The sequence below is a fragment of the Streptomyces sp. NPDC058773 genome (assembly GCF_042746015.1).
GTDB lineage: Bacteria > Actinomycetota > Actinomycetes > Streptomycetales > Streptomycetaceae > Streptomyces.
Window position 1 is genome coordinate 16435 of the sequence record NZ_JBHYPE010000067.1, and the last position, 13718, is coordinate 30152.

Here is a 13718-nt window from a genome sequence, read left to right on the forward strand (position 1 = left end):
CAGAAGAGAGACCCCACCCATGTCCTGGCTGTCCCGACTCAGCCTCGTACAACGGGGCCTGATAGCGCTGATGTCGATCGTGGCGATCGCCTTCGGCGCCATCGCGATCCCCCAGCTGAAGCAGCAGCTCCTGCCCTCCATCGAACTCCCGATGGTGTCCGTTCTGGCGCCGTACCAGGGCGCCTCGCCCGATGTCGTCGAGAAGCAGGTGATCGAGCCGCTCGAGGACGGCATCCAGGCGGTCGACGGCATCAAGACCGTCACCTCGACGTCCAGCGAGGGCTCGGGCGTCATCATGGCGCAGTTCGACTACGGCAATGACTCCGAGCGGCTGGTCGCCGATGTCCAGCAGGCCGTGAACCGTGCCCGCGCGAAGCTGCCCAAGGACGTCGACCCGCAGGTGGTGGCCGGCTCGACGGACGACATCCCCACCGTCGTCCTCGCCGTCTCCTCCCCGGACAAGGACCAGCAGAGCCTCGCCGACCAGCTCGACCGCAGCGTCGTGCCCGGCCTGAAGAACATCGACGGCGTCAGCCAGGTCACGGTCGACGGTGTCCAGGACCGGATCGTCGCGGTCACCCCCGACGACAAGAAGCTCGCCGCCGCCGGACTGACCTCCCAGGCGCTCGGCCAGGCGCTGGAGGCCGGCGGCACGTCGGTGCCCGCCGGTTCGTTCGCCGAGGACGGGCGGAGCAAGACCGTCCAGGTCGGCGCGGGCTTCAGCTCCGTACGGCAGATCAAGGACCTGCGGATCGCCCCGGCGGCCGGCGCCGACGGTGCCGGTGCGAGCGCGGGCGGCCGGCCGGCCGGACCGGTCCGGCTCGGCGATGTCGCCACCGTCAAGGAGCAGTCGGCCACCCCGGCCTCCCTCACCCGCACCAACGGCAAGCCCAGCCTCGCCGTCATGGTGACGATGGACCAGGACGGCAGCGCGGTCGAGATATCCGACGCGGTCAAGGACCAGCTCCCCAAGATCCGTCAGGACCTGGGCAAGGGCACCGCTGTCACGGTCGTCTCCGACCAGGGCCCGGCGGTCTCCAAGTCGATCGAATCGCTGACCACCGAGGGCCTGCTGGGCCTGGCCATGGCGGTCATCGTCATCCTGGTCTTCCTGCTCAGCCTGCGCTCGACCCTGGTCACCGCGGTCTCCATTCCGCTCTCGGTCGTCATCACGCTGATCGTGCTGTGGACCGGTGACCTCTCCCTCAACATGCTCACCCTCGGTGCGCTGACCATCGCGATCGGCCGTGTCGTCGACGACTCGATCGTCGTCCTGGAGAACATCAAGCGGCACCTGGGCTACGGCGAGGAGCGCCGCGAGGCCATCCTTTCCGCGGTCAAGGAGGTCTCCGGCGCGATCACTTCCTCCACCCTCACCACGGTCGCGGTCTTCCTCCCGATCGGTGTGGTCGGCGGCATGGTCGGTGCCCTCTTCGGCTCCTTCTCGCTGACCGTGACCGTCGCGCTGCTCGCCTCCCTGATCGTCTCCCTGACCGTCGTCCCGGTCCTGTCGTACTGGTTCCTGCGCGCCCCCGAGGTCCCCGAGGGCAGCGACCCCGAGGAACTCCGGCGCAAGGCCGAGGAGAAGGAGAGCCGCAGCGCGCTGCAGCGCCTCTACGTCCCGGTGCTGCGCTTCGCGACCCGCCGCCGGGTCACCAGCGTGGTCATCGCCGTCGTCGTCCTCCTCGGCACCTTCGGCATGGGCCCGCTCCTGAAGACCAACTTCTTCGACCAGGGCGACCAGGGCACCCTCACCCTCAAGCAGGAGCTCAAGCCGGGCACCAGCCTCGACGCGTCCGACACGCAGGCCAAGAAGGTCGAGAAGCTGCTCGCGGACACCGATGGCATCGCCGACTACCAGGTCACCGTCGGCTCCTCCGGCTTCATGGCGGCCTTCGGCGGCGGCACCGGTGCCAACCAGGCCTCCTACCAGCTCAAGCTGGCCGACGACGCGGACGCCGAGAAGGTCACCGGCACCCTGCGGGACGGCCTGGACAAGCTCGGCTCGTCCATCGGCGAGACCACCGTCACCGCCGGCAACAGCTTCGGCAACCAGGACCTGAGCGTGGTCGTGAAGGCCGCCGACGCCGACGTGCTGAAGAAGGCCGGCGAGCAGGTCCGCAAGACGGTCGCCGGGCTCGACGACGTCACCGACGTCCAGAGCGACCTGTCCCAGAGCGTGCCGCGGATCTCCGTGAAGCCCAACGAAAAGGCGGCCGCGGCCGGTTACAACCAGACCACCCTCGGCGGCGTGGTCACCCAGGCGGTCCGCGGCACCACCAGCGGCACGGCCGTCCTGGACGACACCGAGCGCGACATCGTGATCAAGTCGGCCCACCCGGCCACCACCGAGGCCGAGTTGAAGAAGCTCGAGGTCCCGACCCCGGCCGGCCCGGCCGAGCTCGGCACCCTCGCCACCGTGCGGACCGTTCCCGGCCCGGTCCAGATGACCCGGATCGACGGCGCCCGTTCGGCGACCATCACCGCCAAGCCGACCGGCGACAACACCGGGGCGGTCAGCGCCACCCTGCAGAGCAAGATCAACGATCTGAAGCTGCCGGAGGGTGCCACCGCGGAGATCGGCGGCGTCTCCCAGGACCAGTCCGACGCGTTCTCCTCGCTCGGCCTGGCGATGCTGGCGGCCATCGCCATCGTCTTCATGCTCCTGGTGGGCACCTTCCGCTCGCTGATCCAGCCGCTGATCCTGCTCGTCTCGATCCCCTTCGCGGCGACCGGCGCGATCGGCCTGCTGGTCGCCACCGGCACCCCGCTGGGCGTCCCGGCGATGATCGGCATGCTGATGCTGATCGGCATCGTGGTCACCAACGCCATCGTGCTGATTGACCTCATCAACCAGTACCGGGCGCAGGGTTACGGGGTCGTGGAAGCGGTCATCGAGGGCGGCCGCCACCGCCTCCGTCCGATCCTGATGACCGCCCTGGCCACGATCATGGCGCTGCTGCCGATGGCCCTGTCCATCACCGGCGACGGCGGCTTCATCTCGCAGCCGCTGGCCGTGGTCGTGATCGGCGGTCTGATCACCTCCACCCTGCTCACCCTGCTCCTCGTCCCGACGCTCTACGCGATGATCGAGCTCCGCAAGGAGCGCCGGGCGGCGAAGAAGGCCGCGAAGCGCTCCGGCCCGCAGACCGAGGCATCCGACCGGGCCCCGGAGCCGGCCGGCGTCTGACCACGCCCCGACCGGCGGAGCCCGGTGACGCTCCCGATGCAGAAACGATGCCCCCGCAAGCCCGCGCTTGCGGGGGCATCGTGCCGGGCATCCGGTCACGGGGCGGCCCGGCCGCCCCGCGACCGGCACCACCGACGAAGGGGGACCACACATGGGAAAGCACGGTGACGGCAAGGGCGGCGCGGACGGCGACCGGCACCAGAGCCCGAAGGAATCCGACGGCCAGTGGACCAAGCCGGTGAGCGACCCGCCGAAGAAGAAGTAGGGGGCGCCGCCATGTCCTCGCCGGGCCGGCTGCTGGAAATCCTCCGCAACAAGGGCGCGCTGACGCCGGAATGGGCCCCGGCCGTCGCCGCGGTCGACCGCGCGCATTTCGTGCCGGACACCTTCGAGGTGGGCGACCGCACCGTCTCCCGCTCCGCCGACGAGGCGGAGTGGCGGCGGATGGTCTACGCCGATCTGCCGCTGATCACCCAGCACAACGACGGCCGGGCCGTGCCTGGCCAGGTCACCTTTCCCACGTGCTCGACGTCCATGCCCTCCCTCATGCTGGACATGGCCGCGATCGTCAGGGACGGCGACGCCGTACTGGAGATCGGCACCGGCACCGGCTACCACGCCGCCTGGCTCGCCCACCGGCTCGGCGAGGACCGTACGACCAGCGTCGAGACCGACAAGGCGCTTCACGACATCGCCCGCGACAATCTCGCGCGGGCCGGCCTGCACCCCCACCTCGTGTGCGGCGACGGCCTGGCCGGAGCCCCCGGCCGGGCGCCCTTCGACCGGACCATCGCCACCTGCACGGTCCGCGACATCCCGTACGCCTGGGTGGCCCAGACCGCCCCGGGCGGCACGATCCGCACGCCGTGGGGCTCCTCGTTCCACTCCTACTCGTTCGCGACCCTGACCGTCCGCGACGGCCACGCCACCGGCCGCTTCTCCGGCCGCCCGGCCTTCATGTGGGCCCGTCAGCAACGCCGCTCGTACGGCCGCATCCGGGACTGGTACCACGGCGAGGAGGGCGACCGCGCGACGACCACCGTCGACCCCCGCTCACTGGAGGGGAATCCGGACGCCCGCTTCGCCGTCGGCCTGCGCGTCCGGGACGCCTGGCCGCTGCTCTGCCCCGCCGACGACGGCAGCGACGAGGCCACCTACTGGATCTTCGACGACGCCCGCACCTCCTGGGCCACCGTCGAATACGTCCCCGGCCGCGAGACCTACGAGACCGAACAGCACGGCCCCCGCCGCCTCTGGGACGAGGTCGAGACCGCCTATCTGTCCTGGACCGCCGAGGGCAGCCCCACCCGCGACCGCTACCGCATCACGATCACCCCGGAGGGCCAGACGGTCTCCCTGTGAGCGGCCCGCGCACGCATTCGGCGGCGTACCTCTCGCCCCTCACCGGCAGCGCTGGTTTCGTGACGTGTGCTGCTGCCCCCACGAAAGGTGCCCGAGCGTGCCGTCCGCCCTGTCCCGCGGGACCGCCCCCGCCCTCACCGCCGGCCTGGCCCTCGCCCTGACCCTCGCCTCCCCGCAGCCCGCCACCGCCGCAGGCGACGTCCGGGTACGCGTAGGCATCACCGGCGGCTCCTACACGGCCGGTGTGGGCCTCGTCGGCACGGGCCCCCGCACCGTCTTCGGCGGCTTCTACTGCGCCGCCGACGGCCTCTCCGCCACCCCCCTCACCGCCCTGATCGACGCCGACGAGCAGTACGGCCTGGGGGGGAGTGAGCGGACGCTGGGACCCCGCCGCCCAGGACTTCGTCGTCACCGCCATCCACGGCGACACCGCGACCACCACCAAGAAGTGGAACGCCTACGTCAACGAAAAAAAGATCACCAAGGGCCCCTGCCACACCGCCATCAAGCCCGGCGACAAGATCCGCTGGACCTTGGAGGCCGCAAGCTGACAGCCCTCAAGGCCGGCCCCCACCCACCCGCACAACTCCCCCAACGGGAGGGGACGGGCCGGAGGGGCCTGGTGTGTGGGCTTTGCTTCCGAAGCGCTGATGCAGAGCAAAGGCGGAGTGCAACGGAGCGTAAAGCGAAGCAGTCCACACACCAGGCCCCGGAGGCCCGTCACCGCACCCGGCACCCACCCCTACGGAAGCGCCAGCATCCGCTCAAGCGCCAACTTGGCGAACCCCTCGGTCTCCGCATCGACCTGGATCCGATTGATGACCTTGCCGGCCGCCAGCGACTCCAGCGCCCACACCAGGTGCGGCAGGTCGATCCGGTTCATCGTCGAGCAGAAGCACACCGTCTTGTCGAGGAAGACGATCTCCTTGTCCTCCGCGGCGAAGCGGTTGGCCAGCCGGCGGACCAGGTTCAGCTCGGTGCCGATGGCCCACTTCGAGCCGCGCGGGGCGGCCTCCAGGGCCTTGATGATGTACTCCGTCGAGCCGACGTAGTCCGCTGCCGCCACGACCTCGTGCTTGCACTCGGGGTGGACCAGGACGTTCACGCCGGGGATCCGCTCGCGCACGTCGTTCACCGAGTCCAGCGAGAAGCGTCCGTGCACCGAGCAGTGGCCGCGCCACAGGATCATCTTGGCGGCCCGCAGCTCCTCGGCGGTCAGCCCGCCGTTCGGCTTGTGCGGGTTGTAGACCACGCAGTCGTCCAGCGACATGCCCAGGTCGCGGACGGCGGTGTTGCGGCCCAGGTGCTGGTCCGGCAGGAAGAGCACCTTCGTCGCACCGGGCTCGCCCTGCTCGAAGGCCCAGTCCAGCGCCCGCTTGGCGTTGGAGGAGGTGCAGATCGTGCCGCCGTGCTTGCCGGTGAAGGCCTTGATGTCGGCCGAGGAGTTCATGTACGAGACCGGCACGACCTGCTCGGCGATGCCGGCCTCGGTGAGCTGGTCCCAGCACTCGGCGACCTGCTCGGCGGTGGCCATGTCGGCCATCGAGCAGCCGGCGGCCAGGTCGGGGAGGATGACCTGCTGGTCGTCGCCGGTGAGGATGTCGGCGGACTCCGCCATGAAGTGCACACCGCAGAAGACGATGTACTCGGCGTCCGGCCGGGCGGCGGCGTCCCGCGCGAGCTTGAAGGAGTCACCGGTCACGTCGGCGAACTCGATGACCTCGTCACGCTGGTAGTGGTGCCCGAGGACGAAGACCTTCTCCCCGAGCTTCGCCTTGGCGGCGCGGGCGCGCTCGACGAGGTCGGGGTCCGACGGGGCCGGCAGATCGCCGGGGCACTCCACGCCGCGCTCGCTCTTCGGGTCGGCCTCGCGGCCGAGGAGGAGCAGGGCCAGCGGGGTCGGCTGGACGTCCAGGGGCTGGGCGGTGGTCACAACACGCACCCTCTCTTCTCTGCAGTGCCTTTTCGTCTACTTGACGCTATCTATCATAACCCGCTTCACGTCACTTTGACGATGGCCATCGTGTCGATGTGACGCATCAGCAAGAGCCCGTGTGCCGTCGGCCACCTGTTCCCGGCGGCCGGTGTGCGAGCATGGGGAGAACGACAGGAGAGGCCGCCCCGGGCGGTGTCCGGAAGGCTTCTCGACGAATTGCGCCCAGCCGGAATTAATCCGGGACGTCCCCGGTTGCAGCTGGTTGCAACCGATGACAAGCGGTCCGTACAACCCGGGAGAGATCTAGATGAGCGTTCAGGACGAGACCACCGTCAGCGACGGCATCATCCTGTCCGACGCGGCCGCGTCGAAGGTCAAGAGCCTTCTGGAGCAGGAAGGCCGGGACGACCTCGCGCTGCGGGTGGCCGTTCAGCCCGGCGGCTGCTCCGGACTGCGCTACCAGCTCTTCTTCGACGAGCGCTCGCTCGACGGCGATGTCGTCAAGGACTTCGACGGCGTCAAGGTCGTCACCGACCGGATGAGCGCCCCGTACCTCGGTGGTGCCTCCATCGACTTCGTCGACACCATCGAGAAGCAGGGCTTCACGATCGACAACCCGAACGCCACCGGCTCCTGCGCCTGCGGCGACTCCTTCAGCTAAGGAGCGCGGGAAGTACGCACGCGAAAGCGGCGCCCCCCCCCAGTGGGGAGCGCCGCTTTCGCCGTCTCTGACTCCGCTGCATCCGCCTCCGCCGGTCCGGCCCGGAGGGAGGCTCCGGGCCGGACCCGGGGCCCGCTACCGCTTCGGCACGGAGTCGCCGCTCGACTCATCGACCACCTTCCGGCCGTCCAGCGGCTTCTCCAGCGTCACCGTCTTGGTGAACTCCTTGGCGATCTTCACGCAGACCTGGCCGGGCTTCTTGTCCTTGCCGACGACCTTCGTCTTCACGGTCGTGCCCGACTCCTCGGCGCTCGCCGAGTAGACGCTGCACACGCCGCCCCAGAAGTGCAGGGTCAGCTTCTTGCCGCCGTCACCCACGTCGTACGACTCCAGGGCCATCGCCCCGGGCTTCCCGGACGGCTTGTGCGGCGACTGCCCCGGCCGCTGCGAGGAGTCGTCCTTGCGGGCCAGGTACTTCGGGTTCACCGCCGGGTGCGCGACCGTCGAGGTGGCGTCCGGGCCGCTGCCCGCGCCCGGCTGGCGCACCTTGTACAGCCACGACGGCACCAGCGCCTGCCCGCCGTCCACGTACTGCACCGAGAGCCCGAAGACCGCACCGGTCACCTCGGCCGGCTTCTGCCCCTTCGTCGGGTCCGGCTCGCACGGCGCGATCCCGCCGCCCTTACCGCCCTCGCTGCCGGGGTCGTCCTTCCCGCCGGGCGGCGAGGGGCAGCCGGCCGGCTTGCGGCCGTCGCGCGAGTTCAGCCGGTCCAGCGTCTTCCCGGCGTTCAGCACCGGATACTCCGCGCCCTTGACCGGGTTCGCCAACTGGCCGCTGCCGCCGACCACCTGACCGTCCGAGCCGACCTGGAGGTCGCTCTGCCAGCCGTACGTCGGCAGCCCGCCGAGCACCGGATTCGCGGTGACGATCCGCACCGCGCCGGACAGTCCGCCGGCATCGAGCCGGGCGTTCTTCTGCCCGAGCGCCGCCAGTACCGGCCGCACCGCCTGCTTGGCCTTCTCCGGCGACACCGCGCCCTTGCCACTGCTGTCGTCCTCGGTCGTGACGTCCCCGCCGCCGCGGTATGACGGACAGCCGGGCCGGTCAGAGGGCTTGCCGCCGCCGGCCCCGTCCTGGCCGCCCTTCGGGGAGGCGGGCAGTGCGCAGTTCGTCCCGCCCGGGGTGCCGTACTGCGAGTACGTCCAGGCGCCCGAGCCGGTCTTGCTCACCTGGAGGACCGGGCCACGGGCGTCCCGCGTCCCGCCGACCTTCCAGTTGGTGCCGTCCGAACGGACCTTTCCGGACACATCCAGCGCCTTTGCCAGCCGTTCCACCGACTGCCGGCTGATCTCGCCCTTGGGGCGGTACACCGGTGCGGACCCCGGCCCGCCGGGCAGCTTGGCCACCGCGCGGTACTTCGAGCCCTGCGGATTGGGCTCACCGGCCGCGATCGAACCGCCGCCGGTGTAGCCGTCGAGCGCAAGGGGCGGTGGGGCGCCCGCGGAGCCCGGACCGGAGTCGTCGCTGGAAGCGGAGGAGGCCCAGTACGCCGCGCCGCCCCCGGCCAGCAGCACCGCGGCAGCCATCGAGGCGACCACCAACGGGGTGCGCCGCCTGCGCTCCTTGGGGTTCGGGGTGTCGGTGCTGTCCTCGGTGTTCACCGCATCGCTCCTTCGGCTCCGCTGGACATCTGACGTGCCATCCTCCATGAGGTGGACGCCGATGGGACGGAGAGGGAGCTCAGACGGTTCCCCCGGAGTCGCCGCGGTCGCCGCCGGGCGGGGTCAGTCGCCGTACTCGGACATGCCGTCCACGAGCGCGGCGGAGGAGGTGGGGACCGAGATCCCGTGCAGATCGGCGGCGCGGCCGGGGGCCGGCGCGGACGGACGGCCGGCCTTCCAGCGGCCCGCCATCGTCGCGCAGTCGCCGCGCAGCTCGTCGAGCGACTCCGGGTCCTGGCGGACGGGGGATGCGCCGTGGCGCGGTGTGACGGCTTTCACAGGCTTGGTCATAGGGGCACCGTACGCAGCCGAGAATCGAGGAGAAAGACCTACTATTGGGTAGTTTCCGTGGTTTCAAGTGTCCGGGATGACCGGGTGGTGTGCGACCTCGCGGGGTAGCGTTGCTCCACGTCCGCCCGTCCCTCCGCCTTCCGCAGGAGCAGACCCGTCGTGCGTATCGCAGTCACCGGCTCCATCGCCACCGACCACCTGATGACCTTCCCCGGCCGCTTCGCCGATCAGTTGGTCGCCGACCAGCTGCATACGATCTCCCTCTCGTTCCTGGTCGACCAGCTCGACGTCCGCCGCGGCGGCGTCGCCGCCAACATCTGCTTCGGCATGGGCCAGCTCGGCACCGAGCCGATCCTGGTCGGTGCCGCCGGCAACGACTTCGAGGAGTACCGCGCCTGGCTCGACCGCCACGGCGTCGACACCCGCTCCGTCCGTATCTCCGAGGTGCTGCACACCGCCCGTTTCGTGTGCACCACCGACGCCGACCACAACCAGCTCGGGTCGTTCTACACCGGTGCGATGAGCGAGGCCCGGCTGATCGAGCTGCAGCACGTGGCCGAGCGGGTCGGCGGCCTCGACCTCGTCCTGATCGGCGCGGACGACCCCGAGGCGATGGTGCGGCACACCGAGGAGTGCCGCACCCGCTCCATCCCGTTCGCCGCCGACTTCTCCCAGCAGATCGCCCGGATGGACGGCGACTCCATCCGCACCCTCATGGTCGACGCGGCCTACCTCTTCTCCAACGAGTACGAGAAGGGCCTGATCGAGTCCAAGACGGGCTGGACCGACGAGGAGATCCTCGCCAAGGTCGGCACCCGTGTCACCACCCTCGGCTCCAACGGCGTCCGGATCGAGCGCACCGGCGAGCCGGCCATCGAGGTCGGCGTCCCGGAGGAGAACGCCAAGGCCGACCCCACCGGCGTCGGCGACGCCTTCCGCGCCGGCTTCCTCTCCGGTCTGTCCTGGGGCGTCGGCCTGGAGCGCGCCGCGCAGATCGGCTGCATGCTGGCGACGCTGGTCATCGAGACCGTCGGCACCCAGGAGTACGAGCTGCACCGCAGCCACTTCATGGACCGCTTCACCAAGGCCTACGGCCACGAGGCCGCTGCCGAGGTCCGGCAGCACCTGCTCTGAGCCGAGGGCTCTGCACCACCGGCTCAGGCGCGGCGCCGCACGACATACGCGGCGCCGCGCTCGGCCGGCCGCTCGCCGACGTACTCCTGGTCGCGCATGGAGCACCAGGCGGGGATGTCCTGCCGGGCGGCCTCGTCGTCGGAGAGCACCGTCACCAGCCCGCCGGCCGGCACCTCCCGGATCGCCTTCGCCAGCTCGATGACCGGGATCGGACAGCGCTTGCCGAGCGAGTCGACGACCAGACCGGCCGGCTCGGCGGCCGCGCCGGGCTCACCGGGCTCCTCGGCGGCCGCTGCCGGGGCCGCCTCCGCCGCCCCGCCGGCCGTCGCCGCCGTCTCCCGCCCCGCCGCCGGGACGCCCAGCCGGTCCCGCACCGAGCGCACCACCTCCGGCAGCACCTCCAGGAAGCGCTCCACATCCGCCTCGTCCGTGCCGTACGGCAACGAGATCCGCACATTCCCCTCGGACAGCACACCCATCGCGCGCAGCACATGGCTCGGCGTCAGCGTGCTGGACGTACAGGACGAACCGGACGACACGGAGAAGCCCGCGCGGTCGAGTTCGTGCAGCAGCGCCTCGCCGTCGACATAGAGGCAGGAGAAGGTGACGAGATGGGGGAGGCGGCGCTCCGGATCGCCGACCACCTCCACATCCGGGACCAGCTCCGGCACCCGGGTCCGGATGCGGTCCACCAGCCGCCGCAGCCGCGCCGCCTCGTCCGCGGTCCCCGGGCCCGTGTGCAGCGCGCGCAGGGACGCCGCGGCGGCCACGATCGCCGGGATGTTCTCGAAGCCCGGGCTGCGGCCCGCCTCCCGCTCGTCCCGCGGCCCCTGCGGCGCGAACCGGGTCCCCTTGCGGACCGCGAGCAGCCCCACGCCGGGCGGCCCGCCCCACTTGTGGGCGCTCGCCGCCAGCAGCGACCAGCCGCCGGGCACCGGCCCCCAGGGCAGCGACTGCGCCGCGTCCACCAGAAGGGGCACGCCCGCCTCCTGGCACAGCGCGGCCACCTCCGCCACCGGCTGCTCGGTGCCCACCTCGTGATTGGCGGACTGGAGGCAGACCAGCGCGGTGTCCGGGCCCAGCGCGGCGGCGGCCTCCTCGGCCCGCAGCCGGCCCGTACGGTCCACCGGCAGCTCCGTACGGCTGCCGCCGGCCGCCTCATGGGCCTCGGCGGCGTGCAGGACGGCGGAGTGTTCGACGGCGGAGTACAGCAGCCGGCGGCCGGCCCGCCGCCGGGCCGCCAGCGCGCCCGAGACTCCCGTATGCACCGCCTGTGTCCCCGAAGGGGTGAAAACCAACTCGTCCGGGCGGCAGCCGACGGCCTCGGCCGCGGCCTCCCGCGCCGCGTCCAGCAGCAGCCGGCCGCGCCGCCCCTCGCGGTAGAGCCGGGCCGGGTCGGCCCAGCCCTCGTCCAGGGAGGCGAGCAGGGCCTCGCGGGCGACGGGGTGCAGCGGGGCGGCGGACGCCGCGTCGAAGTAGGGCACGTACGAGACGTTAGTCCCCTCCGTTTCCCGGAGGGAGGTGTCCCCGCCCGGCCGGGCGGGGCGGGGTGCCCCTACGGGGCCCGCGGACGCCGACCCGGGCCGGCGTCCGCCGCCGACCCGGGCCGGGCGCGGCGTCAGATGCCTGGTGAAAGCGGGTAATCGGGGCTCCGGAGACCGTCTCCCAGCGGCCCCGGCCACCCCTTAGGGGTGCGACGCGGCGCGTTGGGCACCCTCCCCGCGCGACCCCAAATAGCGTCCAGTAGGGTTTGGTCCGCATAAACATCCAAACCCCTGCCCGCGCCAGGGCCGGCGACCGACCAGCGAGACGGCCGCAGCCGGTCTCGCGGGCGAGACTCTCGGGAAGGCGCTACGTGAGTCCCAACGGCTCCGACCGCTCGTCGCGGCGCCCGATGCGGCGGAAGCTGCCGCAGGTGCTTGCTGCGGGCCTGGTCCTGGCGACCGCGACTGGTTGCACATATAAGGACTTCCCCCGCCTCGGCATGCCAACGCCCGTCACCGACGAGGCGCCGCGGATCCTCTCTCTTTGGCAGGGCTCCTGGGCCGCCGCCCTCGCAACGGGCGTGCTGGTGTGGGGCCTGATCATCTGGAGTGTGATCTTCCACCGCCGCAGCAGGACGAAGGTGGAGGTACCCGCGCAGACCCGGTACAACATGCCGATCGAGGCGTTGTACACGATTGTGCCGTTCATCATCATTGCGGTGCTTTTCTACTTCACCGCACGTGATGAGAGCGCACTCCTCAAGACTTCCAAGAAGCCGGACCACGTCGTGAACGTGGTCGGCTTCCAGTGGAGCTGGGCGTTCAACTACCTGGAGAACACGGACGGCGACAAGTCGACGTCGGCCATCAACTCCAAGGCGCTCGAAGCGATCCCGGACAAGTGGAAGAAGACCGCGCCGGCCGGTGCGGACGGCGTCTACGACGTGGGCACCCCGGGCGAGCGCAACCCGCAGACCGGCAACCCCGGTCCGACCCTGTGGCTGCCGAAGGGCGAGACGGTTCAGTTCGTGCTGACCTCTCGTGACGTCATCCACTCCTTCTGGGTGGTGCCGTTCCTGATGAAGCAGGACGTCATCCCGGGCCACACCAATGTCTTCGAGGTGACTCCGAACAAGGAGGGCACCTTCATGGGCAAGTGCGCCGAGCTCTGCGGTGTCGACCACTCCCGGATGCTCTTCAACGTCAAGGTGGTCTCCCCCGAGCGGTACCGGGAGCACCTGAAGGACCTGGCGAAGAAGGGCCAGACCGGATACCTGCCGTCGGGCATCGAGCAGACGGATCACGCCAGGAATGCGGAGACCAAGAACCAGTGAGCATCCTCAACGAACCTCAGGGTGCCGCCGCCGAATCGGCTCCGGCAGCACCGCCTGTACGCAAGAAGCAACCCGGCATCGCCGCCGTGAAGTGGCTGACGACCACTGACCACAAGACCATCGGCACGATGTACCTGGTCACGTCGTTCGCGTTCTTCTGCGTCGGCGGCCTGATGGCGCTGCTCATGCGCGCCGAGCTGGCCCGTCCCGGCACGCAGATCATGTCGAACGAGCAGTTCAACCAGGCGTTCACGATGCACGGCACGATCATGCTGCTGATGTTCGCGACGCCGCTGTTCGCCGGGTTCGCGAACTGGATCATGCCGCTGCAGATCGGCGCGCCCGACGTGGCGTTCCCGCGGCTGAACATGTTCGCCTACTGGCTGTACCTCTTCGGCTCGCTGATCGCCGTGGCCGGCTTCCTCACCCCGCAGGGTGCGGCGGACTTCGGCTGGTTCGCGTACTCGCCGCTCTCGGACGCGGTGCGTTCGCCGGGCGTCGGTGCCGACATGTGGATCATGGGTCTGGCCTTCTCCGGCTTCGGCACGATCCTCGGTTCGGTCAACTTCATCACGACGATCATCTGCATGCGTGCCCCGGGCAT

The 13718-nt window shown here is 70.7% G+C and carries 11 protein-coding genes; 7 read left to right on the top strand and 4 right to left on the bottom strand.

From position 1 onward, the window contains the following. Nucleotides 1-19: 19 nt before the first annotated feature. The 3 genes from ACFW5B_RS33230 (at nucleotide 20) to ACFW5B_RS33240 (ending at nucleotide 5103) form a co-directional block, all read left to right on the top strand. Complete coding sequence (locus ACFW5B_RS33230; RefSeq protein WP_386448110.1) at nucleotides 20-3190, top strand: efflux RND transporter permease subunit; 3171 nt, start codon at nucleotides 20-22, stop codon at nucleotides 3188-3190. Nucleotides 3191-3466: 276 nt separating this feature from the next. Next, on the top strand, nucleotides 3467-4552 hold the full coding sequence (locus ACFW5B_RS33235; RefSeq protein WP_386448113.1) for a methyltransferase domain-containing protein: 1086 nt from the start codon (nucleotides 3467-3469) through the stop codon (nucleotides 4550-4552). Between the two features lie 368 nt (nucleotides 4553-4920). Further along, the gene (locus ACFW5B_RS33240; RefSeq protein ID WP_386448116.1) at nucleotides 4921-5103 is read left to right on the top strand and encodes a DUF4430 domain-containing protein; all 183 of its coding nucleotides are present in this window, start codon (nucleotides 4921-4923) and stop codon (nucleotides 5101-5103) included. Nucleotides 5104-5294: 191 nt separating this feature from the next. On the opposite strand, the gene nadA is transcribed toward ACFW5B_RS33240, so the two are convergent. Next, nucleotides 5295-6494: a quinolinate synthase NadA gene (nadA, locus tag ACFW5B_RS33245; RefSeq protein WP_386448119.1), complete on the bottom strand. Its 1200-nt coding sequence runs from the start codon at nucleotides 6492-6494 to the stop codon at nucleotides 5295-5297. Nucleotides 6495-6795: 301 nt separating this feature from the next. On the opposite strand from nadA, the gene erpA reads away from it, so the two are divergent. Beyond that, a complete protein-coding gene (gene erpA / locus ACFW5B_RS33250; protein WP_006606077.1) occupies nucleotides 6796-7149 on the top strand; it encodes an iron-sulfur cluster insertion protein ErpA in 354 nt (117 codons plus the stop codon). A gap of 135 nt (nucleotides 7150-7284) precedes the next feature. Here erpA and ACFW5B_RS33255 read toward each other — a convergent pair whose 3' ends face one another. Further along, nucleotides 7285-8811 carry a hypothetical protein gene (locus tag ACFW5B_RS33255; protein ID WP_386448123.1) on the bottom strand — a complete coding sequence of 509 codons (1527 nt, stop codon included), beginning with the start codon at nucleotides 8809-8811 and terminating at the stop codon, nucleotides 7285-7287. 123 nt (nucleotides 8812-8934) lie between these two features. Next, on the bottom strand, nucleotides 8935-9162 hold the full coding sequence (locus ACFW5B_RS33260) for a hypothetical protein (RefSeq protein ID WP_386448126.1): 228 nt from the start codon (nucleotides 9160-9162) through the stop codon (nucleotides 8935-8937). 159 nt (nucleotides 9163-9321) lie between these two features. Between ACFW5B_RS33260 and ACFW5B_RS33265 the strand changes: the two genes are divergently transcribed. Beyond that, nucleotides 9322-10296, top strand: a complete 975-nt coding sequence (locus ACFW5B_RS33265) for a carbohydrate kinase family protein (RefSeq protein WP_386448129.1) — start codon at nucleotides 9322-9324, stop codon at nucleotides 10294-10296. A 23-nt stretch (nucleotides 10297-10319) separates the two neighbouring features. Here ACFW5B_RS33265 and ACFW5B_RS33270 read toward each other — a convergent pair whose 3' ends face one another. Beyond that, entirely contained in the window at nucleotides 10320-11780 is a 1461-nt protein-coding gene (locus tag ACFW5B_RS33270; RefSeq protein ID WP_386448132.1) for a cysteine desulfurase/sulfurtransferase TusA family protein, read from the bottom strand. 371 nt (nucleotides 11781-12151) lie between these two features. On the opposite strand from ACFW5B_RS33270, the gene coxB reads away from it, so the two are divergent. Beyond that, complete coding sequence (coxB, locus tag ACFW5B_RS33275) at nucleotides 12152-13114, top strand: cytochrome c oxidase subunit II (protein ID WP_386448135.1); 963 nt, start codon at nucleotides 12152-12154, stop codon at nucleotides 13112-13114. Further along, on the top strand, nucleotides 13111-13718 hold a 608-nt coding region (locus tag ACFW5B_RS33280), incomplete at its 3' end, for a cbb3-type cytochrome c oxidase subunit I (RefSeq protein WP_386448137.1). The genes coxB and ACFW5B_RS33280, both read left to right, overlap by 4 nt.